Consider the following 23,556-nt stretch of genomic DNA (forward strand, 5'->3'; position numbering starts at 1 on the left):
GATCCGCCGACGCGGCCTCTCGCCTCCGCGAGCCGACACGGCTGGCGCCGCCGGTCAAAAAACGGGCGGGCGGCGTGCCGGGCCGACTCGAGACAGGTCCTCGAGGGGATGGCGCCTGACGGGCTGACGATATCGGGCGACTCCAGGCAGAGGGGCGGGCTTCAGGGAAAAGCGCGATCGCAGATCGCGAATTTTATTGACACCGCGACGGAAAGGGCTAGCCTGCCGTCACGACCCTGAGGACCGCCGGGCTTTGTCGGTGGGCGCTATTCGGCAAGGAACTTCGATGCGTTTCGCGACGGACACCGGCGGCACCTTCACCGACCTCATCATCGAGGACGACGGGAGTCTGCATTTGTTCAAATCGCCCACCGTGCCGAGCAATCCGGTCGAGGGCGTGCTCGGCGCCTTCTCGGTTGCGGCGAAAGCGTTCGGCATGGACCGGGCGACGCTGCTGGCGTCGGGCAGCCAGTTCATCCACGGCACGACGCACGCCATCAACGCCATCGTGACGAAGCGCGTCGCCAAGACGGCGCTGCTGGTCACCCAGGGACATCCCGACATCCTGCTGCTGCGCGAAGGCGGGCGCGAGCAGCCTTTCAATCACGCGGTGCGCTATCCGCGCGCCTTCATACCGCGCGCGCTGACGTTCGAAGTGCCGGGTCGCATCGTTGCGTCGGGCCGGGAGCACGAGGCGCTGGACGAGGCAGCTCTGCTCGACATCATCGAGCAACTGAAAGACGCGAGAATCGAGGCCGTCGCCGTTTGTCTGCTGTGGTCGGTGACCAACCCGGCCCATGAGGAGCGCGTCGGAGAGCTTCTGGCTCAGCATTTGCCGAACGTGGCGGTGACGCTCTCCCACCGACTGAATCCGTCGTTGCGCGAATACCGCCGCGCCATCGCCTCTTCGATCGACGCCTCGCTGAAGCCGTTGATGGAGCGCTACATCGGCGGCCTGACCACCTCGATGCGCGAGGCCGGCTTCAAGGGTCAGGTCCTGGTGCTGACATCGCAAGGCAGCATGGTCGACGCCGAAGAGATCCGCCGTTCGCCGATCCTGGCGCTGAATTCTGGGCCTTCCATGGCGCCGATCGCCGGGGCCTACATCTCCGGCGCGGAGTCCGAGCTCAAGGACTCGATCATCTTCGACACCGGCGGCACCACCTTCGACGTCTCGCTCGTGCGCGAGGGCCGTATCCCGTTCACGCATGAAACCTGGCTCGGCCGGCCCTACCAGAGCGACTTGACCGGCTTCCCCTCGATCGACGTGAAGAGCATCGGCGCCGGCGGCGGCAGCGTCGCCTGGGTCGATGACGGGGGCGTGCTCCATATCGGTCCGCAGAGCGCCGGGTCGGTTCCGGGCCCCGCTTGCTATGGCGCCGGCGGCGCAGAGGCGACGGTGACCGACGCCGCTCTGGCCCTGGGCTACATCGACGCCGGTTTCTTCCTCGGCGGCCGCATCAAGCTCGACGTCGCGCGCGCGCGGCAGGTGGTCAAGGACAAGGTGGCCGATCCGCTGAACCTGTCTGTCGAGGCCGCGGCGGTCGCCATGATCGACGTCTGGACGGAAAATATGGTGCAGGCGATCGCCGACATCACGGTCAATCAGGGCATCGATCCGAAGGCTGCGAGCATTGTCGGCGGGGGCGGCGCCGCCGGCCTCAATGCGGTGGCGATCGCCACCCGCATGGGCTGCCCGACGCTGATCGTGCCGGAGGTCGGCGCCGGACTGTCGGCGGCGGGCGCGGTCATTTCGGATGTCGGGCGCAGCTTCCGGCGCCTGTTCGTCACCAATACCCGCGCGTTCGACAGGTCCGGGGTTGCGGCGAAACTCGTCGATTTGCGCAGAGAGGCTGACCGGTTCGCGGAAGCCGCCGGCGCGGATGCTTCCCAGAGCCGGATCGATTTTTTCGTCGAGGCCCGCTACGCGCATCAGGTCTGGGAGATCGACGTCGCAATCGAACCGGAAGCGTTGTCCGGGGCGGACGCGTCAGAAAATCTGCGCCAGGCCTTCCACCGCGAGCACGAGCGCATCTTCGCCTTCCACGATCCCGCCTCGATGGTCGAGGCCATCGCCTGGCGCGCCCAGGTCAGCTGCGGCGTCGCCAAGACCGCCAAACTGCGGCTCGCCGAAACCGACGACGCCGACGCCGCGTCGACGAAACGCCAGGTCTATTTTGCCTCGACGGGTTGGTCGGACGTACCCATTCACGGGTTTTCGGCCCTGCCGATCGGCAAGGCGTTGCGCGGTCCGGCCATCGTCGAATCCCAATTCACGTCGATCGTGATCAATCCGGGCGCCGCCTTTTCTCGCAGCGCGGAAGGCAACCTCGTCGTCACGCCGCGCGTCGAGGGAACCAAAGAGACCCAATCCGTTGGAGGATCGTACAATGTCTGAACCGACGCTCAACGGCGCAGAGATGGCGATCCTCATCAATCGGTTCGAGGGGATTGCGCGCAAGATGACCAACACCCTCTACCGCACCGGCCGGTCGGGCGTTCTCAACCGCGCCCGCGATTTTTCGTGCTGTATCGTCACCGCCGGCTGCGAACTGCTGGCCACGGCCGATAGCCTTCCGATCCATGTTCTCGTCGGCCCCGACATGATGGCGCGCACGATGATGGACTTTCATCCCGTCCTGAAGCGCGGCGACGCCTTCCTGCACAATTCGCCCTACCACGGCAGCTCTCATGCCGCCGATCACGTCATCCTCATCCCCGTCGTCGATGACCTCGGCGTGCATCGGTATACCGTGTTGACCAAAGCGCACCAGGCGGACTGCGGCAACGCCATGCCGACCACCTATATGGGCAGCGCGCGCGACGTATACGCCGAGGGCGCGCTGATCTTTCCAGCCGTCAGAGTGCAAGAGAATTACGCTACCAATCAGGATATTGTGCGCATGTGCGAGATGCGCATTCGTGTGCCGGAGCAATGGAAAGGCGACTTTCTGGCCATGATCGGCTCGGCCCGCATCGGCGAGCGTGAAGTGCTGAGCCTGGGAGCGGAAATCGGCTGGGACCGGCTGGAGGCGTTCTGCGGCCAATGGTTCGACTACAGCGAGAAACGGATGGCCGCGCGCCTGGCCATGGTCCCCGGCGGCACGGCCTCCGCGTCGAGCACACATGATCCGATCCCGGGAACGCCGCCGGAGGGCGTGCCTGTCGTTGCGACGGTCACGGCGCGGCCGCGCGAAGGACGCATCGAGATCGATCTTCGTGACAACATCGACGCCTTGCCTTGTGGCCTGAACCTCAGCGAAGCCTGCACCCGCTCGGCGGCTCTGATCGCCGTCTTCAACGGCATCGGCGGCGATATTCCCCGCAACGCCGGCAGTTTTCGCCGCGTCGATATCCTGCTGCGGGAAGGGGCGATCGCCGGAATTCCGCGTCATCCCACCAGCTGCTCGGTCTCGACCACGAACGTGGCGGACCGTCTTACCCACGCCGTGGCGGTGAGCCTGGCCCAATTGGGCGACGGGTTTGGAACCGCCGAATTCGGCGCGTTCCTGCCCCCGTCCTCGGCGGTCGTGTCGGGAGTGGACCCCCGCACCCTGCAGCCATTCGTCAACCAGATCTTCCTCGGCTGCACGACCGGCGGCGCGACGCCGCTGGAGGATTGCTGGTTGACCTATTTGCATGTCGGCAACGGCGGGATGTGCTTCATCGACAGCATCGAGCTGGACGAACTGTACCAGCCGATCATCGTTCGCGACCGGCGCATCATCCGCGACACGGAGGGCGCGGGCTGGCACATCGGCGCGCCGAGCCTGAGAGTCGAGTTCGGCCCGCTGGAGGGAGAGATCGAGGTCTCCTATGTCAGCGACGGCCACATCAATCCGCCCCACGGCGTTCGCGGCGGGGGCGACGGCGGCGGATCGGACCAGTTCCGTCGACGCCCGGATGAAACCCTGGAACGTCTCGAGGCGGCCACGACTGTCCGTCTGGCCAGTGGCGAGACGATCGTATCGATCTGCTGCGGCGGCGGCGGCTACGGCGCCCCCGACACCCGCGATCCGGCGCGGGTCAGCCAGGACGTCATGGACGGCTGGGTCTCGCGGCGGCGCGCATTGGACGTCTATCGTGTGGCCTTGACGGAAGCCGGAAGCGTCGATGTCGAAGCCACTGCGCAACTTCGTCTCGCGGCGGCTTCGTGAATTGTCGAGCGCCGGCATGGTCATTTCGACACGATGCCGGTGAGGAGAAGAGAATGGATTCGAACACCCGGCCAAAGAAAAGCCTGCCGTTGGTTCGCATCGACTTTCAGTCCATGCACGACAAGGTTTACGAACAGATCACCAAGGTGTTGATGCGTGGGGGGTTCGAGCCCGGGCAGAAGGTGAGCTCGCGCAAGCTCGCCGCCGCGCTCGGCACCAGCGATATGCCGGTGCGCGCCGCGCTCGGCCGTCTGCTGGCTGAAGGCGGCCTGGTGCAAAACCCCAACGGCACGTTCTCGGTGCCGCTGATCAGCAAGCGCAAATTCCGGGAAGTCATGGAACTGCGCGCGCTGCTGGAAGGGAGAGCCACGGCCGAAGCGTGCGGGCGCATCGACGAGCCTGGCTTCGGCGAGTTGCGCGAATGCGCCGCGGGTCTCCGCTCGGCGATCGAAAGGAATGACATCCATGAGTATCTCGACTTCAATCAACGTCTGAAGTTCACAATCTATCGCTATAGCCCATCGCGGACGTTGTTGACGCACATCGAACTGCTTTGGCTGCAGTCGGGTCCTTTCCTCCGTCATCTGAACACTGATCTGAATCAGATGACAAAAGCCAACTTCCACGACGAGGCGATCGCCGCGCTGGAGAGGAATGAGTCTGCCGAGGCGGCTGCGGCGATATCGCGCGACATCCTGGCCGGCATGGCCTTCCTCCTCGAGCGCGCCGAGTTTGCAGGCGACGAGCCTCAGACAGGAGACGATGCGGCCGCGGGTGACGAGCCATGAACAGCCGCCGGGGACTCGTCGCAGTCATCGGCTGCGGATTGATCGGCGAAAGCTGGGCGGGGCTGATGACCGCCTACGGTCATGACGTCCTGGCCTGGGATCCCTCGCACAAGGCGCTTGACGGCTTTGTGAAGCGCGTCGGCGCGGCGCGCGCGCAAGCGCGCGAGGCGCAGCCTGGTCTGGAAGCCGGCGAGGGCGCGGTAGAGGTCGTCGCCGACGTCGCGGATGCGGTTCGCCACGCCGATTGGGTCCAGGAGAATGCGCCGGAATCGGCGCCCCTGAAGATGGAGCTCTACGACCGCATCGAAGCGGCGACGGCGGCGACGACTGTGATCGCCAGCAGCACATCCTCGCTGACATGGTCGGAGCTGTCGCCAAACCTGCGTCACAAGAACCGCTTCATCACGGCGCATCCCTTCAATCCGCCGCATCTCATGCCGCTGGTCGAGATCTATGCGCACACGCCCGAGATGGGAGCGGAGGCTGCGCGTTTCTACCAGGCGCTGGGCCGCGAAACCGTGCTGCTGACGCGCGACGCCGCCGGCCACATCGCCAACCGTCTGGCGTCGGCGTTGTGGCGCGAGGCGGTCAACATCGTCGCCGAGGGCATCGCCGACGTGGCGTCGGTCGATGCTGCGCTGGTGCACGGCCCGGGCCTGCGCTGGTCGGTGCTGGGCGCGCATATGGCCTACCATCTGGGCGGCGGAGCCGGCGGCATCGAGCATTATCTGCGCCATCTCGGTCCCAGCCAGGAGCGCCGCTGGGCGACACTCGGCAATCCGCGGCTCACGCCCGAGGTCTGCGCCCGCCTCGTCGAGGGCGTTCGGGCGGAAGCGAAGGGTCGTTCGATACGGGAATTGGAAGCGCAGCGCGACGCGGCGCTGATCCGAGTCCTTGCGGCCAGACGCGGAGGCGAGGATGCGGCAGGCTGAGCCGCAGGCCCGCATCGCCCTGATCCATGCGCTGGAGGAGTCCGTCGCGCCGGCGCGCGCCGCTTTCGCGACCGCCTGGCCGGAGGCGTACTGCTTCGACTTGCTCGACACCTCGCTCGCAGTCGACCGCGCCGAACGCGGCCTGCTGGATCAGGCGATGATCGAGCGCTTCCGCACGCTCGCCGACTACGCCATGGCGAGCGAAGGTCACGGCGGCAGGACGTCCGGCATTCTTTTCACCTGTTCGGCGTTTGGTCCGGCCATCGACGCGGTGAAGGCCGCGACCGACGTCCCGGTGCTGCGACCCAATGAATCGGCCTTCGAACAAGCCCTGGAGGCGGGCTCGCGTCTCGGCCTCATCGTCTCCTTCGGCCCTTCGCTCGAGTCGCTCGAGGACGAACTCGGCGCCATGGCGGCGGAACGGGGCCAGACCCTGACGGTCCGCTCGTTGCTGGTCGATGGCGCGCTCGCGGCGCTCAAGCAGGGCGATGGCGCGACGCACGATCGCCTCGTCGCCGCCGCCGCGCGCAAGCTCGCCGATGTCGATGCGATCATTCTCGGGCAGTTTTCCCTCGCCCGGGCGCGGGGAGAGATCGAGCGCCATGCAGGGCCGCCGATCGTGACCACACCGCAGAGCGCCGCCGAGGCGATGCGGCGAAAAATCATGGCGCGGGCAAGCCCATCCGGTGCGATCGGCGCCCGTGCGCTTTCACAGGATTCCCTTCGATGACCGTTTCCGTATCTCCATCCGCCAACTTCTCGCTCGAGGAGCTGGACAAGCTCAGCCTGTTCCATCCCGTCACCTCGATCGCAGACGTCCAGAAGAACGGACCTCTCATCTACGCAAAGGCGGGCGGCGTGCGCATGCGTGACCATCACGGTCGCGACCTCATCGATCTCGGCGCCGGCCTCTGGTGTGTCAACGTCGGCTACGGCCGCCCCGAGATCGCCGACGCCGCCGCGGCCGCGATGCGCAACCTCAGCTACTACCACACCTTCGGCGGCGCCTCGAACGAAGCGACCATCTGTCTCGCCGACCGCATTTTGTCGCTGCTGCGCGAGCGGGCGGGCGCCGGCCATCTGGCCCGCGTCTTCTTCGGCTCGTCGGGCTCCGACGCCAACGACAGCGCCTACAAGCTGATTCGCTACTATAACAATTTGCTCGGGCGGCCGCAGAAGAAGAAGGTCATCTCGCGTCTCGGCGGCTATCACGGCGTGACTTACGCCAGCGGCAGCCTGACCGGCATTTCCGCCTATCACACCGCGTTCGACATGCCGATCGAGGGCGTCTTGCACACGGCGTGTCCGCACTACTATCGCTTTGGCGAGGACGGCGAGAGCGAGGCGGCGTTCTCCGACCGCATCGTCGCCGACCTCGCAGCCATGATCGAGCGCGAGGGGCCCGAGACGATCGCCGCATTCATCGCAGAGCCGGTGATGGGAACCGGCGGCGTGCTCCTGCCGCCGGCCGACTACTTCGCCAAGGTGCAGGCGCTGCTCGACAAGCACGACATTCTGTTGATCGCCGACGAGGTGATCACGGGCTTCGGCCGCACGGGGCAGTGGTTCGGATCCGGCGCCTACGGGCTGAAGCCCGACATCATCACCATGGCGAAGGGCATCACCAGCGCCTATTTCCCGGTCTCCGCAACCGCGGTGTCGCAGCGCGTCTGGCGTGTCCTGGAAGAGGCCTCGCCGCGCATGGGCGCGGTCATGCACGGTTTCACCTATTCCGGCCATCCGGTCGGAAGCGCCGTCGCAATGGCCAATCTCGACATTGTCGAACGGGACGATCTGGTCGCCAAGACGGCTGAGAACGGACCTTACATGCTGCGGCAGTTGCAGGCGCGTCTGGCCGAAAATCCCTATATCGGCGACGTTCGCGGCGTTGGCCTGATGATCGGCGTCGAGTTCGTCGCCGACCGAGGTTCGCGGCGCGCGTTTTCCGCCGGCCTCGGTCCGCATCGTCTGGTCGCCAGGCATGCGCTGGAGCGCGGCGTGCTGACGCGCGCGCTTCCCTTCATCGACGTCAATTCGTTTTCGCCGCCGCTGTCGATCACCCGGGCGGAAATCGACGAGGGCGTCGATCGCTACGTGACCGCCCTCGCCGACGCGATGCCCGCGCTGCACACCCTCGCGTCCTAGAATTCGGAGACGGATCATGCTGAACCGCAACTGGATCGCTGGAGAATGGTCGCAAGGCGGCGGCGCCAGCGTGAACCTCAATCCGAGCGACACGCGTGATGTCGTCGGTGAATATGCATCGGCGAATAAGGAGGACGTCGAGCGCGCCGTTGAAGCCGCAGCCGCGGCGTTTCCGGCCTGGTCGCGCGCTTCGCCGGAATTCCGCTCCGATATTCTCGACCGCGTCGGCGCGGAGATTCTCGCTCGCCAGGATGAGCTTGGCCGCATCCTGTCGCGCGAAGAGGGCAAGACGCTGCCTGAAGGCGTCGGCGAAGTGATCCGAGCCGGCCGCATCTTCAAGTATTTCGCCGGCGAGGCGCTTCGCATGAACGGCGAGCGTCTCGACTCGGTGCGTGCCGGAATCGAGGTCGAAATCCTGCGCGAGGCCGAAGGCGTTGTCGGCGTCATCACGCCCTGGAACTTTCCCATCGCCATTCCCGCCTGGAAGATCGCCCCGGCGCTGGCCTTCGGCAACACCGTCGTGTTCAAACCGGCGGACCTCGTGCCCGGCAGCGCCTGGCTGCTGACCGACATCCTTGTCCGCGCCGGCGTTCCGGCCGGCGTGTTCAATCTCGTCATGGGGAAGGGGTCGGTCGTCGGCGCCGCCATCGTCGATTCGCGCCGCGTCAAGGCGGTGAGCTTCACCGGATCGGTCGCGACGGGTCGGCGCATCGGCGTCGCGTGCATGGAGCGCGGAAAGAAGGTCCAACTCGAACTCGGAGGCAAAAATCCGCTCATCATCGCCGCCGACGCCGATCTGGAAGTCGCTGTCAACGTGGCCGTCAACGGTTCGTTCTTCTCGACCGGACAGCGCTGCACCGCATCGAGCCGCCTGATCGTCGAGGATGCGATCCACGACCGCTTCGTCACGCGAATGGTCGAGGTCATGGCCAACTTGAAGGTCGGCGACGCCCTGAAGTCCGATACCGATATCGGGCCCGTGGCGAGCGAGGCGCAGCTGCGCCAGGACCTCGACTATATCGACATCGGAAAAAGGGAAGGCGCGAGGCTCGTGGCCGGCGGCGAGACCGTGAAACGCGACACCAGCGGCTACTTTCTGTCGCCCGCGCTCTTCGTGGACAGCGCCAACGCCATGCGCATCAACCGCGAGGAAATCTTCGGCCCCGTGGCGTCGGTCATCCGCGTGCGCGACTATGAAGAGGCCGCGGCGGTCGCCAACGACACCGAGTTCGGCCTGGCGTCCGGCATCTGCACCACTTCGCTGAAGACCGCCTCCGACTTCAAGCGCCGATCGCAGGCCGGGATGGTGATGGTCAACGTGCCGACCGCCGGCGTCGACTACCACGTCCCGTTCGGCGGCCGGAAAGGCTCGTCGTATGGGCCGCGCGAGCAAGGCAGCCACGCGCGCGAATTCTACACCGCGTTGAAGACCGTCTACACGCGCCCTTGACGGGTGGGGAGCTGGAACCATGAAAAAGCAACTCGAAGGCAAGGTTGCGATTGTCACGGGCGGGTCGCAGGGAATCGGCGAAGCGATCGCCAAGGGCTACGCCCGCGAAGGCGCCAGGGTCGCGATCCTCAACCGCAGCGCCGAAAAGGCGAAACGCGTGGTGGACGAGATCGTTCAGGATGGCGGCGAAGCGATCGCGGTCGCTTGCGACATTGGCAGCGTCGCGCAGATCGACCGCGCGGTCGCCGAAACGCGTAGCCGTCTCGGCGACATCGACATCCTGGTGAACAATGCCGGTTCCTATCTGATGACGCCCCTGGGAGAGACCGAGGAACGTACGGTCGAGCAGATGCTCGACGTCAACATAAAGGGCGTGTTTTTTCTGTGCCAGGCCGTGCTGCCGGATTTTCTCCGCGCCGGCGAAGGCGTCATCATCAACATCGGCTCGATCTTCGGCAATACGGGCTTTCCCGGCTCGGCGATCTATTGTGCGACCAAGGGGGCTGTCTCGCTGCTCACCAAGACCTTGGCGCTCGAACTGCGCGACCGCAACATCCGCGTCAACAGCATCGCGCCGGGCTGGTTCGAAACACCCCTGAACGAGGAATACCGCGCGACCAACGAGGAGTTCATGCGTCGCGCCGACGAGCGCTTTGGCGGAAAGGGCGCCTGGATGCGGCCCGACGAGATCACGGGAACGGCCGTCTTCCTGGCCTCGCCCGGCGCCAGATCGATCATGGGGACCACCGTGTTCGTCGATCGCGGCTGGTCCGCCTACTGAAGCGCTCGTGGCGATGTCGCTTTCGCCGAACGCGAGCGTCAGGCCGGTCATCGGAACGATGGTCGCCAGGACGAACGTCCCGGCCGGGCGCCGCACCGATCCCGGGACCGAATCCGGCATGGACGAGCCTGGGGCATAGCCGGCGCGAAGGCCGGCGCGACAGGACGCTCGTGCGATGAGATCGGCCGCACGCCGATGAACACGGTGCAGCGACCGTGACGGGTCCGCCGTTTGCACGGCGATCGGGGAGAGACCGCCAGGCCCGGAAAGAGCCCATTTCAACGGCGGCTTGGTCTGCGCGCCTCGCCGTCACGCCTTCGCTGTTCGCGAAGACCATGGCGATCCGCGCTCCCGGAGGAGCGAGCGATACGCGAGCGGGATCGATGGCGCGAATTTATCATCTTTGCCCGTTCAGACCGGTTGGCTAATCGACTCAACAGGAAGTCCTTGCTCAGGCAACCGAATCTCGGCCGCCTGGCGTCGGGGAGCGGCCTGTCGCCGGGAGGAGAGCATGAGCGCCTTGGGGTCGATGCGGCAGAGCCGCGAACGTCTGTCGCGAGCCGCAGACGGAGCGCCGCCCGTCCTCGTGACCAAGCGCGGACCGGAGTTCGATCATGACCGCTGAGCAGGTCGACGTTCTGATCTGCGGCGCGGGTCCGGTGGGCCTCGCCGCCGCCATCGAGCTCGGGCGTCGCGGCATACGCTGCCTTGTCGTCGAACGCCACGAGCGTGTCGGCCGTTCGCCGCGGGCGAAGACCACCAACGTCCGGACGCGGGAGCATCTCAGGCGCTGGGGGATCGCCGACGCGCTGCGCGCCGCCTCGACAATGGCGCCGGACTATCCGTCGGACATCGTCTTCGCGACCCGCATGAACGGTCCGCTTCTGGCGCGATTCGAAAACGCGCTCGACTGCAATCCCGCCCCGAACAATCTCTATTCGGAAGCGGCGCAATGGGTCCCGCAATACGTGCTCGAGGAGGTGCTGCGTCGGCACGCGGTTTCGCTGCCGGGCGTGACGATCGCCTTCAATACCGAGCTCGTCGGGATCTCCGAGCGGGATCATAGCGTCGTCGCCGAAGTCAGAGACAATTCGAGCGATCTCGCGCGAAGAATCGAGAGCGCATACCTGATCGGCGCCGACGGCGCCCGGAGCGCCGTTCGCGAAGCGATCGGCGCGACGATGGTCGGCGAAGGCGCGTTCTCGAGAAACTTCAACGTGATCTTCCGCTCCCCGGATCTGGCCAAGCGCCACGCCCACGGGCCGGCGATCATGTATTGGATGGTCAACGAAGATGTCCCCGCGATCCTCGGGCCAATGGACGCGACGGGGCTCTGGAGCTTTGGAGTGACCAAGCTCCGTGACGATGTCGATCCGGCGACCGTCGACCCGGTCGATCTGATCCGCCGCGGGACGGGGCTCGCCGATCTCGAAGTCGAGGTTGTCGCGACGGACCCGTGGGTCGCGCATCGCCTCGTGGCCGATCGATACGGGTCGCGCCGGATCTACCTCGCCGGGGACGCCTGCCACTTGCATCCGCCGTTTGGCGGATTCGGCATGAACATGGGCGTCGGGGATGCGGTCGATCTCGGTTGGAAGATCGCAGCGACGCTCTCCGGATGGGGCGGCCCCAATCTGCTGTCGAGCTACGAGGCCGAGCGCCGGCCCATCCACCAGCGCACGATCGCCGAGGCGGTGATCAACTACAGCGCGGTCGGCAACCAACTCGTCCGGCCGGGTCTCGAAGACCCCGGGCTCGTTGGAGAGGCGACGCGCCGCGAGGTCGGCGACTTGATCGAGGCGACCAAGATCCGTGAGTTCAAGACGCTCGGAGTCGTCCTCGGCGCACGTTACGCGGCCTCGCCCGTCATCGTGCCGGACGGAAGCGAGCCCCCGACGGACCATTTCATGCTCTATACGCCGTCGGCCCATCCCGGATGCCTCGCGCCGCACCTTTGGTTGCGCGACGGCTCATCGCTCTACGATCATTTCGGACCGGACTTTACCCTTCTCGTCACCGCGGGCGATGCGCGGGATGGACAGGCTCTCGCTGTGGCGGCGAGCGCGCTCGGCGTTCCGATCCGGATCGTGGCGCCTTCGGACTCGCGGCTCGAGGACCGGTATCAGGCGCGGTTCGCGCTGATCCGTCCCGATCAGCATGTCGCCTGGCGCGGAGCGGCGATTCCCGAGCGCCCCGACGAACTGCTCGCGCGCGTAACGGGGAACTTTGCTGGACCGGTCGAGGCCGCGATCCGCATCCGAGAGCGTGCGGGGGCGGCGGCATGACGGTCTCACCCGCCAAAACGATAAACATCAGTCGGGCGATCGACGAAGGCGGTTTCGGAGTCTTTCAGCTCAGAGCGATCGCGCTGTGCGCCCTGGTCGGTCTTTTCGACGGGATCGATTCCCAGTCGATCGCAATTGCGGCGCCGATCATCGCGCGCGGTTTGAATCTGTCGCGCGGGTCGCTCGGTCCGGTTTTTTCGGCCTCGCTGCTTGGAGCGATGCTCGGGGCGCTGACCTTCGGGCCGCTCGGCGACCGATTTGGCCGCAAGCGAATGCTGATCGTCGCCACCGCGCTGTTCAGCCTGTTCACGCTCGCGACCGCCTATGCCGACTCCTACACGGGTCTGATCGCCATTCGCTTCCTCGCAGGGATCGGGCTCGGCGGCGCGACGCCATGCTTCATCTCGCTCGCCACGGAATATGCGCCCAGACGTCGGCGCGCCACGGTCGCAAGCCTGATCTGGGCGGCCTTTCCTCTGGGCGGGATGCTCGGCGGCTTCGTCAATGCGGTCGTCATCGCTTCGCTCGGATGGCGCGCCATGTTCGTGATCGGCGGCGTCTTGCCGTTGCTGGTCGCGGCGGCCTTGCTCCTGTGGTTGCCGGAGTCGGCGCGTTTCCTGCTCGCGACGGGTCGCGACACGGCCGAACTGCGCCGCATCGTGGCGAGACTTGTTCCCGCCGCGCCTCCTGGCGCGCGCATCGTGGCGGACGAGCTGCACGTGCGCGGCGTCTCGGTCGCGCGTCTGTTTGCCGAAGGGCGCGGCGCCGCGACGGCGCTCATGTGGATCTGCTTCTTTACCGCCTTCGCTGTGCTCGCCATCGTCGTCGTCTGGACGCCCCTGCTCCTGAACGAGTCCGGACTCGGCTCGTCGCAAGCCGCGCTCGTCCTCGGGTTCCACGGATTCGGCGCTCTCCTCGGGGTTGCGAGCGCGGGGCGTTTGATGGAGCGTTTCGGCTTCACGAATGTCCTTGGGCCGGCCTTCGTTCTCGGGGCTTTGGCGACGGGAACGCTCGGCTTCGCGGCGGGATCGATCTTTTTCGTCTCCGTTGCGGCGATTTTCGTCGGCGTGTTTGTCGGCGTCGCAGCCTCCGGCTCGATCGCGCTGGCGGCGGTCGCCTATCCGACGGCGATGCGTTCGTCGGGGGTGGGATGGGCGATGGGCGCCGGCCGTCTGGGACAGGTCGCAGCGCCGCTGCTGGCGTCCTTGCTGGTCGGACTCGCTTGGCGGGGCTCGGAGATATTCCTGGCGTTCGGCGTCTTTCCCCTGGTCGGAGCGCTCGCTGTCGTCGCAATGGGCTGGGGCAAGGAGGGGGCGAACGAGCCCATGCGCCGCTCCGCGTCCGCATACGGCGTCGACACCGAAGCGTGACGCGGATGTCGCCGTCCTCGTCGGGCGCCCGCGGCGGCTAGACTTTCGGTCGGCGAGGCCGTCTCGCCCTTCACCGGCTCGGGCGCGAAGCAAGCGCAAGGAACTGTCTCATGCTCATGAAACTGGCGCGTCCGGAGCCTGCGGACCCTTTGGATGCAGATCCGGACGAGACGGCCGAATGGCTCGACGCGTTCGAGTCGGTTGTTCGGGCGTCGGGGGCTCGACGCGCGGAATGGCTCCTCTCCGCGCTGGACCGAAAGGCGAGGGACCTCGGCGTCGTCGCCGAAACGCCCCCCTTCTCGCTTTATCGAAACTCGATTCCGCTCGAGAGCCAACCGCCGTTTCCCGGCGACCTCGCGATGGAGGAGCGCATCACAGCGATCATCCGCTGGAACGCGCTGGCCATGGTCGCGCGCGCCAACAGGGCCTACGGCGAACTCGGCGGCCACATCGCGAGCTATGCGTCGGCGGCGGAGATCTTCGAGACCGGCTTCAATCATTTCTTTCGCGCCGACACGGGTCGGGGCGACGGCGATCTCGTGTTCTTCCAGCCTCATTCCGCGCCGGGAGTCTATGCGCGCGCTTTCCTCGAAGGGCGGCTCTCCGAGGATCAACTCAACCGCTACCGACAGGAGATCGGCGCTCCCGGCTTGAGCTCCTATCCGCATCCCTGGCTGATGCCGGATTTCTGGCAGACTCCGACCGGCTCCATGGGCATCGGACCGATCACGGCCGTCTATCAAGCCAGGTTCATGCGTTATCTTCAGCATCGCGGGCTCGCGGACACGCGGGGGCGCCGCGTCTGGGGCGTCTTCGGCGATGGCGAGATGGATGAACCGGAATCGATCGCCGGCCTGTCGCTGGCCGCGCGCGAGCGCCTGGACAATCTGACCTTCGTCATCAACTGCAACCTTCAACGCCTCGACGGGCCGGTGCGCGGCAACGGTCAGATCGTTCGCGAGCTCGAGAGCCTGTTCCGGGGCGCCGGCTGGAACGTCATCAAGGTGCTCTGGGGTTCGGAATGGGACGTGCTGTTCGCACGCGATACCCAGCATGCGCTGCTGCGCCGCTTCGCAGCCACTGTCGACGGCAAATATCAGACGCTCGGCGCCAAGGACGGCGGCTACAACCTCACCCATTTCTTCGAAGAGGACCCGGAAGTGCGGGCGCTGGTCGCCCACATGTCGGATCGCGAAATCGACGGGTTGAAGCGAGGCGGGCACGACTTCCGAAAGCTTTACGCCGCGTTCGAGGCCGCCTGCGCGACGCCGAGCCGGCCGACCGTCATCCTCGCCAAGACGAAGAAGGGTTATGGCATGGGCGGCGCCGGCGAATCGCGCATGACCGCGCACCAGGCCAAGAAACTCGACGTCGATGCGTTGCTCGCCTTCCGGAACCACTTCGCCCTTCCGCTGAGCGACGATCAGGTGGCCAATCTCAGCTTTTGCAAGCCTGCTCACGACAGCGCCGAGCTCCGCTATCTTCACGCGCGGCGCGCGGCGCTCGGCGGGTATCTTCCGAAACGCCGGCGCAGCGCCCCGCCGACGCCCGTTCCGTCGCTGCGCAGTTATGCAGAGTTCGCGCTCGCAGCGAACGGCAAGGACATGTCGACGACCGTGGCCGCGGTCCGGATCATGAGCAATCTCGTCAAAGACGAGACCCTCGGCCCGCGGATCGTTCCGATCGTCGCCGATGAAGCGCGCACGTTCGGAATGGCGAACCTCTTTCGCCAGTTGGGGATCTATTCGCCCGTTGGACAGCTCTATGAACCCGAGGACGCGGGCTCGATGCTGTTTTATCGCGAGGCGCAGGACGGCCAGCTTCTGGAGGAAGGCATTACCGAAGCGGGAGCGATCTCGTCCTGGGTTTCGGCGGCGACGTCCTACAGCGTGCACGCATTCGCGACGCTGCCCTTCTATATCTATTATTCCATGTTCGGCTTCCAGCGGGTCGGCGACTTGATCTGGGCGGCGGCGGACCAGCGGGCGCGTGGCTTCCTGATTGGCGCGACGGCTGGCCGCACGACCCTGGGCGGCGAGGGGTTGCAGCATCAGGACGGCTCGAGCCACGTGATCGCCGCGGCCATTCCCAATTGTCGCGCCTACGATCCCGCTTTCGCCTACGAGTTGGCCGTCATCCTCGATCATGGCGCGCGCGCGATCATGGAGCAGGGGCGCGACCAGTTCTACTACGTCACCGTCATGAACGAAGTTTACGCCCAGCCGTCGATGCCGCAAGGCGTGGAGGGGGACATCATCAAGGGCCTCTACCGTTTCGGGGCTCGCCAGCCCGCCAACGCGCCGGGCCTGGTGCGCCTGATTGGCTCCGGCGCCATCCTGCCGCAGGCGATCTCGGCGGCGGAGCTGCTCGAAACCGAATGGGGCGTGGCCTCGGAAGTTTGGAGCGCCACCAGTTTTCCGGAGCTCGCGCGCGACGCGCGCGAGGTCGAACGGCGCAATCGTCTGCATCCGCTCGCGTCGCCGGAAACGAGTCACGTGGCGAGATGCCTGGCCGGGCGGGCGCCCGTCGTCGCTGCGACCGACTACGTCCGAGCCTTGCCTCAGATGGTCGCCTCGTATCTGGAGGCCCCCTTCACGGCGCTCGGCGCCGACGGTTTCGGCCGCAGCGCGACGCGGGCGGACTTGCGCGACTTCTTCGAGGTCGACCGGCGGCATATCGCGGTGGCCGCGCTCGCCGCGCTCGCGAATGAGGGCCGGATCGCGCGCGAGACAGTGGCGGACGCCATTGGCCGCTACGGCCTCGAGGTTGACGCGGACGCGCCCTGGTCCCGCTGACGCCTGGCGCTTCCGGAGCCCAGGCTCTGGACATTCGTCCCGCGATACCGCCGGCGGCGCCGGGCTGCTCGTCGTGGCGTCCGCCGGCGCGCCCTGTCCGCGAGAGGCTTCGTCAGCGGCCGCGCCACCGCCGCAGGACTCGAGATGGGGAACCTGTTCCGGCATCGCCGTGGGCGCCGCGCCGAACGGCGGCGCTTGCCATCACGACCCGCGGATCGTACATTGCACGTGAAAGTGTATACGATCGGACCGCAGGCGATGGATGGATTCGAAATATCCGACTCAGGCTGAGGCCGCCTATCAGGCGCTCAAGCACGATATTCTCGAATGTCGGCTCGCGCCTGCCGCGAAGCTGAAAATCAGCGAGATTTGTGAGACCTACGGAGTGGCTCTCGGCGCGGCCCGGGAAGCGCTGTCGCGCCTGACCGCCGACGGGATGACGCGGCTCGAGCCGCTCAAGGGTTTCAGCGTCGCGCCGGTCTCCTGGGAGGAATTCGAGCAACTGATGGAGGCCCGCGCGGAGATCGAGGTCTCCTGCTTCCGCAAATCGATTCGAGAAGGCGACGTCGAATGGGAAACGCGGCTCGCCGGCGCGACGCATCGACTGGCGCGCGCTCAGGGCGCGGGGCGCGGGCGGGATCCGAATGGGCCCGATCAGGCGTGGCTCGCCGCGCACGCCGAATTCCACAGGGCGCTCGTCGCCGCGTGCCCGAACCAATGCCTGCTCGACCTGCGCGAGACGCTCTACGCACGCAGTGAGCGCTATCGGCACTGGGCGTTGTCCCTCAGCGCGAGGCTGGGCGAGCGCGACGGAAACAAAGAACACGGGCGCCTGGCGGCGCTTGCGCAAGCGCGAGACGTCGAGGCGGCCTGCTCCGCGATGTACGAGCATTTCATGCGGACCGCGCGCGACTTGCTCGACGCCGTTCGCGGCGCCGGCAAGCCGGTTCCGGATTGGCGTCCGTGGGCCGGCGCACGCGGCGACGAGTCGGCCAATGGGGCCGCTTCCGGCGACCGCGCTCCGAAGAAAGCCTCGAAAGCCCGGCCGGCCCGGCTCGCCGCGCGCTAACTGGCCTGAGGGGGGTGGCGGATCAGCGCCAGGACGACGGCGGCGCTTGCGGCTCAGGCCGCCTTGCCGAAGCGCCCATCATACGGGTCGTCCGGCGGATAGGCGCCGGCGTAGGCGCGGCGCTCCACGTCCTTGGGATCGACCCCACTGCGCCGGGCCTCCAGCATCTTGCGGGGACTGCAGGGGACGCCGATCGGATTTCGGGCGAAATCGGGCGAAGTGCGCATGAATTCCGTCGAAGCCGCCCAGTCGCCAAAATTGTCGACCTGGAGTTCGACGGAATTGCCGTCGGGATCGACGTAGTAGAATGACGTCGTCAGGCCGTGGTCGACGGCGAAGTGCGGCTTGTTCCCCTGCCGGTCGAGACGCTCCCAAGTCAGCAAGAGATCATCCAGGTCCGGATACTCGAACGCCACGTGATGCATTCCGGTGTGGATGCGGAAGTCCGGGTCGTCGACGATGTCGGGCGTGGCGAGGAAGGCGATGCGGTGGTTGGCCGCGTCGTTCGTGAGCCAGGCGCCGCCCTCGAACTGGAAGTTCGGCGTCGCGCCGATCAGATTTCCGTACCACGCGATCATCTCGCTCAGCCGGCTGGTCTTGAGGTTGACGTGGTGGAGGACAGGGGCCTTCACCTCGTCGGTCGGCTGCAGATTCTCGGCGCTCATTGCATTTCCTCCTCTGGGTTCGCCTTGGACATTCGGCCGCGCCGCCCCGCGAGGCGGCTGTTCATCCCTCGTCGCCACTATGAGACAATAATGTATTATGTCAACGATAAAATATTATCCCTTGACGAATACACGCGGATCGGAGAAGCTCCGTCCGCCACCAAGGGAGGACGCCCCCATGAACGCCGCGCTATCGGATCCCCTCGCCCGCAAGGGGGCCCTGACGTCGCTGGAGGAGGTCGAGAGGCGGCGCTGCAAGGCGCTGATGGACGGCGACGTCGAAGCGCTGGGAAGCCTGTTGTCCGACGACCTCGTCCACATCCATCTCACCGGCAAGATCGACGACAAGGCCGGGTATCTGAGCGGCTTCAAAAGCAAATTCATTTTCAAGGACGTCGAGCGCGGGCCCCTCGACATTCGCGTCTGGGACGAGTGCGCGGTCATGATCGGGCGCCTGACGCAAACCATCGTTGTCAGGGAGACCGGCGAAAGGCACGACATCCGCGCCGTGACGAGCCAGACCTGGCGCCGCGTCGAAGGCCGATGGTTGCAGACGACCTGCCACAACGCCCCTGTCTCGGATTGAGCCGCACGGAGGAAACGATGCCGATCGCACGATTTTCCGCGGGCGGGCCGCCGCGGCTCGGAAAGGTCTTTGAAGATTTCCTGATTGATCTCACGGTCGCTGCGCCCGCGGCGCCGAGCGACCTCGTCGCGTTCCTTCGGATGGGCGAAGAGGCGCTGGCGGAGTTCCGCCGGGTCGGCGGCGACTCCCCCGGCCGCCACGCGCTCGCTGACGTTCAGCTTCACGCGCCGTCGCCCAACCCGGAGAAGTATCTGGCGATCGGGATGAACTATGCGGATCACAGCGCGGAGGCGAAGGCGCTCGGGGTCGACGTGCCGCAGTGGCAGACCTGGTTCAACAAGCAGGTTTCCTGCATCCACGGGCCGTTCGACGACGTGATCTCGCCGAGAGTCTCGGAAAAAATGGACTACGAAGGCGAACTCGCGGTGGTGATCGGTAAAGCCTGCCGGTACGCGAGCCCCGAACAGGCGCCCGCCTTCGTCGGCGGCTACATGATCGCCAACGACGTCTCCGCGCGCGACTGGCAGGCGCGGACCGGAACGGTGACGCTCGGCAAGTCCTTCGACACGCACGGACCGACAGGCCCGTGGCTGACCTTGCCGGAAGAAATCGGAGATCCCCACAGGTTGGAGATCCGCACGTTTGTGAATGGCGAAGTACGGCAGCACGCCAGCACGGCCGACCTGATCCACTCGATCTGGGACCAGATCTCGTATCTGTCCCAGGTGATGACGCTGAAGCCCGGCGATATTCTCGCGACCGGAACTCCGGCGGGAGTCGGCGTCGCCCGCAAGCCGCCCGTCTTCCTTCGCCCCGGCGACGTCGTGCGCGTCGAAATTTCCGGGCTCGGGCGCATAGAGAACCGTGTGATCGCGGAAGCGTGAGCGCGGCCCGGCGCAGGATCGGCGCCAAGGCGTGCGCGCGCGAACGACGCCCTCGTCGTCGACGCTGTGTCTCGATCGCCGTCCCGTGAGCGGCGTGCGGGCGACCCGCCCGGCGCGCGCCCCCCGGGGCAGGCGGGGATGACGCGCGCGCGCCTCGACGGCTCGCCGGCCGGAGCGGGCGGCGCGATGGGCGTATTGGCCGGCGCAGTCTTCGCGGGGGCGGTCTCGTTGCGTTGCCTCGACGCGCTGCTGCCGGACGTCTCGGCCGCCTACGGGAGCAGCGTCGGCGGCGCGGGGGCGGTCGTGACCGCATACGCGCTCAGCTACAGCGGCCTGCAGCTCGCCTACGGTCCCCTGGGCGATCGCGTCGGCCCCTTCAAAGTCGTCGCCTGGGCGACGATCCTCTCTTGCGCCGCCGCATTCGCTTGCGCGTTCGCCCCGACCCTGAATTGGCTGATCGGCCTGCGCTTTCTCTCCGGCGCCGCGGCCGCGGCGATCGGACCCACGGCGCTCGCCTGGGTCAGCTACGCGACGCGCGACGATCGACGCTCCGTCGTGGTCGCCAACATGACGGCGGCCTCGATCACCGGGGCCACCGGCGGTCAAATCGGCGGCGGCGCGCTCGGAGCGCTGTTTGGCTGGCGGTCCGTTTTCGTGTCGCTGGCCCTGCTGTTCGCGATCTCCGCGATCGTCCTGGCGATCATCGGTCGGCGCAGGCCGGATCTGCAGTCGCTCGGGCGCCGGCGCGACGACCGGAGCGGCGAGCCGTCCCAATCGTCGCTGGCGTCGCTCATGCGCCGGCCCGCCGTGCAGCGCGTCGTCGCCGCCACCGCCGCCGAAGGGTTCGCAATGTTCTTGAGCTTCCCCTATCTGGCGGCCCTCCTTCACGAGCGAACGCCCTCGAATGGAGCGGTCAAGCTGCTGGTCGCCGTCTTCGGAGCAGGCGGGATCGTCTTCGTGCTCCTGGCGCGCCGGATCGTGTCGGCGCTGAGCGAGCGGCGGCGGTCGCTGATCGGCGGCTGCCTGGCGGGGGCGGGGTTCCTTGCGTTCGCCGCCTTGCCGTCGCCCGCGGCGGCGGCCGCGGCGCTGCTGGCCCTGGGCTTCGGCTTCTTCATGCTGCACAACGTCTTGCAGGTGCGGGCGACGAACATGGCTCCCGCGGCGCGCGGCGCGGCGCTGTCGCTGTTCGCCGCGAGCTTCTTCCTGTCGCAGGCGCTCGGCTCCTGGCTTGGCGGGTGGACGTTCGATCACGTCGGGCCTTCGGCGTCGCTGGTGTTTTCCGGCCTGGCGCTGCCGGTCGTCGGCTGGGCGATCGCCCGGTTCTCGAGCGGTCCGGACCGCCTGGCGGAGCTCGCCGATAGGCCGGCGTCGGGCTGACGCCTTTCGATTTCGACGCGCGAACCGAAGCGCTTTCGTCCCCCGACCCGGGCGCGGGCCCGCACGCCTATCCCAGCGCCCGTTTCACCCGGTCCGGAGTCATGGGGATGTGCCGCAAGCGCTTGCCTGTGAGCTGCGCGACGGCGTTGGCGATGGCCGGCGCCACCGCCGGAACGCCCGCCTCGCCAACGCCCGACGGCGGGTTGTCGGTGGACAGGACCTCGACATCCATCAGCGGCATGTCGGACATCCGCAGCACGTGATAGCCGTCGAAATTGGTCGCCTGCATGACGCCGTTCCGGATCGCCAGTTGCTCGGTGAGCGCGGCGCCGAGGCCGAACGTCATACCGCCCGTCACTTGCGCGACGATGTTCTTGGGTTGGACCGCGAGCCCGGCGTCGATCGCGCACCACAGGCGATGGACGGTGATCTTTCCGCTGACCGCGTCGACCGAAACCTGCGCGACGACGGCGGTGTGGCTCTCCAGATCGTCCGAATAAGCGATGCCGACGCCGAGATCGCCGTCGCGCGCCGAGGCGAACCGAGACATCTCGGCCACCCGCCGCAAGACGTTCGCGGCGCGGGGCGCATGGCCGAGCATCGAGAGCCGATACTGCAGCGGGTCCATCCTCTTGAACGCCGCGACTTCGTCGATCATCGTTTCGATCGCGAATTTGGTATAGCCCGCGGCGACGCCGCGCCATGAGCCGACGTCCACGCCCCGAGCCGATCGCACCCATTCCACCCGGTGGTGGCTGGGCGGCCCGTAGATCACTTCGCCGTGGCCGCCGGTGACGATGTCGGCCTTGACCTGGTTCCAGACCTCCGGCGGCAGGGTTCGCGCGAGGTAGGATTCGTTGACGATGCGGTGCCGCCACGCGACGATGTTCCTCTCGCCATCCAGCCCGACTTCGACTCGTTGCGCCGTCAATGGCCGCGGTTTGCTGTTGCGGAAATCGTCCTCGCGGCTCCAGATCGTCTTCACCGGCCTGCCCGGCGCGTTGAGCGCCAGCATGAGGGCGACGACCATATCGTCGCCGTCGCCCTTCCGGCCGAACGCTCCGCCCAGCAGCTGGGGATGAATGCGAACCTTGTCGGGGCTCGTCTTGCCGACGGCCGCGCAGATGAACTTCATGGTCGTCGGCGACTGGCTCCCCGACCACACGTCGATTTCGCCGTTGTCGACGCGCACCGTGACGTTCAACGGCTCCATGCAGGCATGGGCCACGTGATCGGACAGATACTCCCCGGCGAGGATCCATCTGGCGGTCTTGATCTGAGCGTCGGCGTCGCCGGTCCTGATCATGTCGACGCCGGCGCGACTCCCGTCCGCGGCGATCCGGCGATAATCCTGCAACACCTGACTGTCGTCGTAGGCGCGCGCGGGCGCCGAGTTCGACCATGTCACGCCGAGCAGGCTCCTGGCCTGCACGGCGGCTTCGAAGGAGTCGGCGATGACGCCGACGCCGGAAGGCAGGTTCACGATCTTGACGACTCCGCTTACGGCCTTCGCCGCCGCGTCGTCGATCTGCTCGGCGCGCTCGTACTGAACGTCGGGAAAGAGGACCGCGGCGTAGAGCATCCCCGGCGCCTGCACGTCGATGCCGTACCGCGCCGATCCGTCGACCTTCCCTGGAACGTCGACCCGTCCGACGTCCGTTCCGATCAGGCGGAACTGAGATCGCGGCTTCAGATCGGCTTCGCCGACTTCCGGAAGCGGGTCGGGAACGCGCGCCACCCTCGCGATGTCTCCGTAACTCAGTTTGCGTCCGGACTTGGCGTGGACGACGGTTCCGGGACTCGTCGTCAGCTCCTCGACCGGCGCCTTCCAGATTTCGGCCGCGTTCGCGAGGAGCACTTTCCGAGCCTGGGCGCCGACAAGCCGCAGCTTGTCGTAATAGCCCGTGACCGAGAAGCTTCCGCCGGTCGACAGCGTGTCGACTCCGAACAGTTTCTTGAACGTCGGGTGGCCGAAGGTCCGCTCGTCCTGCGGCGGATCCGAGACGCGGACCCTGTTCCAGTCGGCGTCGAGCTCCTCGGCCAGGATCAGCGGCAATGCGGTGCTGACCCCCTGACCCATTTCGACCATCGGCCCGACGATCGTGACTTCGCCGTTATCTTCGATCGTGACCCAGGCGTTCGGTTTGAACGAGGTCTCCGGGGAACTGCGCCCTGGCGACGAGCCGAAGGCGACCGCGACGCTGAATGCGCCGGCGGAGGCGAGAAACGACCGCCGCGAGAGGGCGAAGGCGCTGGCGCTGTGCGACATGGT

17 protein-coding genes are annotated in these 23,556 nt (G+C 66.9%); 15 read left to right on the plus strand and 2 right to left on the minus strand.

Annotated features, from left to right (window positions below):
- Window positions 1–286: 286 nt before the first annotated feature.
- From DFR50_RS15295 to DFR50_RS15350, 12 genes are all read left to right on the plus strand, one after another.
- Entirely contained in the window at window positions 287–2,398 is a 2,112-nt protein-coding gene (locus DFR50_RS15295) for a hydantoinase/oxoprolinase family protein (RefSeq protein WP_113890149.1), read from the plus strand.
- A 22-nt stretch (window positions 2,399–2,420) separates the two neighbouring features.
- Window positions 2,421–4,157, plus strand: a complete 1,737-nt coding sequence (locus tag DFR50_RS15300) for a hydantoinase B/oxoprolinase family protein (protein WP_245427815.1) — start codon at window positions 2,421–2,423, stop codon at window positions 4,155–4,157.
- Between the two features lie 53 nt (window positions 4,158–4,210).
- Window positions 4,211–4,945 carry a GntR family transcriptional regulator gene (locus DFR50_RS15305; RefSeq protein WP_113890151.1) on the plus strand — a complete coding sequence of 245 codons (735 nt, stop codon included), beginning with the start codon at window positions 4,211–4,213 and terminating at the stop codon, window positions 4,943–4,945.
- Window positions 4,942–5,877 carry a 3-hydroxyacyl-CoA dehydrogenase NAD-binding domain-containing protein gene (locus DFR50_RS15310; RefSeq protein WP_113890152.1) on the plus strand — a complete coding sequence of 312 codons (936 nt, stop codon included), beginning with the start codon at window positions 4,942–4,944 and terminating at the stop codon, window positions 5,875–5,877. Before DFR50_RS15305 ends, DFR50_RS15310 begins: the two co-directional genes overlap by 4 nt.
- Window positions 5,864–6,607, plus strand: a complete 744-nt coding sequence (locus tag DFR50_RS15315) for an aspartate/glutamate racemase family protein (protein WP_113890153.1) — start codon at window positions 5,864–5,866, stop codon at window positions 6,605–6,607. Before DFR50_RS15310 ends, DFR50_RS15315 begins: the two co-directional genes overlap by 14 nt.
- Window positions 6,604–8,022 carry an aminotransferase gene (locus DFR50_RS15320; RefSeq protein WP_113890154.1) on the plus strand — a complete coding sequence of 473 codons (1,419 nt, stop codon included), beginning with the start codon at window positions 6,604–6,606 and terminating at the stop codon, window positions 8,020–8,022. The genes DFR50_RS15315 and DFR50_RS15320 overlap by 4 nt, the downstream gene beginning before the upstream one ends.
- 16 nt (window positions 8,023–8,038) lie before the next feature.
- Complete coding sequence (locus tag DFR50_RS15325) at window positions 8,039–9,472, plus strand: aldehyde dehydrogenase family protein (protein ID WP_210208913.1); 1,434 nt, start codon at window positions 8,039–8,041, stop codon at window positions 9,470–9,472.
- 19 nt (window positions 9,473–9,491) lie between these two features.
- Window positions 9,492–10,253: an SDR family NAD(P)-dependent oxidoreductase gene (locus DFR50_RS15330; protein WP_113890155.1), complete on the plus strand. Its 762-nt coding sequence runs from the start codon at window positions 9,492–9,494 to the stop codon at window positions 10,251–10,253.
- Between the two features lie 614 nt (window positions 10,254–10,867).
- Window positions 10,868–12,538, plus strand: a complete 1,671-nt coding sequence (locus DFR50_RS15335; protein ID WP_113890156.1) for an FAD-dependent monooxygenase — start codon at window positions 10,868–10,870, stop codon at window positions 12,536–12,538.
- Window positions 12,535–13,908 (plus strand): MFS transporter, encoded by a 1,374-nt coding sequence (locus tag DFR50_RS15340; RefSeq protein ID WP_113890157.1) that lies wholly within the window; start codon window positions 12,535–12,537, stop codon window positions 13,906–13,908. The genes DFR50_RS15335 and DFR50_RS15340 overlap by 4 nt, the downstream gene beginning before the upstream one ends.
- A gap of 110 nt (window positions 13,909–14,018) precedes the next feature.
- Entirely contained in the window at window positions 14,019–16,703 is a 2,685-nt protein-coding gene (mdeB, locus tag DFR50_RS15345; protein ID WP_113890158.1) for an alpha-ketoglutarate dehydrogenase, read from the plus strand.
- Between the two features lie 262 nt (window positions 16,704–16,965).
- Complete coding sequence (locus tag DFR50_RS15350; protein ID WP_113890159.1) at window positions 16,966–17,772, plus strand: GntR family transcriptional regulator; 807 nt, start codon at window positions 16,966–16,968, stop codon at window positions 17,770–17,772.
- Window positions 17,773–17,825: 53 nt separating this feature from the next.
- Here the strand turns inward: DFR50_RS15350 and DFR50_RS15355 are convergent, their stop codons facing one another.
- Entirely contained in the window at window positions 17,826–18,437 is a 612-nt protein-coding gene (locus DFR50_RS15355) for a VOC family protein (protein WP_113890160.1), read from the minus strand.
- Between the two features lie 178 nt (window positions 18,438–18,615).
- Here DFR50_RS15355 and DFR50_RS15360 point away from each other — a divergent pair, with 178 nt between their 5' ends.
- The 3 genes from DFR50_RS15360 to DFR50_RS15370 all read left to right on the plus strand — a co-directional run bounded on the left by DFR50_RS15360 (window position 18,616) and on the right by DFR50_RS15370 (window position 21,284).
- Window positions 18,616–19,023 (plus strand): nuclear transport factor 2 family protein, encoded by a 408-nt coding sequence (locus tag DFR50_RS15360; protein ID WP_170153231.1) that lies wholly within the window; start codon window positions 18,616–18,618, stop codon window positions 19,021–19,023.
- A 17-nt stretch (window positions 19,024–19,040) separates the two neighbouring features.
- Window positions 19,041–19,907, plus strand: coding sequence for a fumarylacetoacetate hydrolase family protein (locus tag DFR50_RS15365; RefSeq protein WP_113890162.1), 867 nt, complete (start codon window positions 19,041–19,043; stop codon window positions 19,905–19,907).
- 138 nt (window positions 19,908–20,045) lie between these two features.
- On the plus strand, window positions 20,046–21,284 hold the full coding sequence (locus DFR50_RS15370) for an MFS transporter (RefSeq protein ID WP_113890163.1): 1,239 nt from the start codon (window positions 20,046–20,048) through the stop codon (window positions 21,282–21,284).
- A gap of 67 nt (window positions 21,285–21,351) precedes the next feature.
- On the opposite strand, the gene DFR50_RS15375 is transcribed toward DFR50_RS15370, so the two are convergent.
- Window positions 21,352–23,553 (minus strand): xanthine dehydrogenase family protein molybdopterin-binding subunit, encoded by a 2,202-nt coding sequence (locus DFR50_RS15375; RefSeq protein WP_113890164.1) that lies wholly within the window; start codon window positions 23,551–23,553, stop codon window positions 21,352–21,354.
- Between the last annotated feature and the right edge of the window lie 3 nt (window positions 23,554–23,556).

The organism is Roseiarcus fermentans, from assembly GCF_003315135.1.
In the GTDB taxonomy this organism is placed as follows: Bacteria; Pseudomonadota; Alphaproteobacteria; order Rhizobiales; family Beijerinckiaceae; genus Roseiarcus; species Roseiarcus fermentans.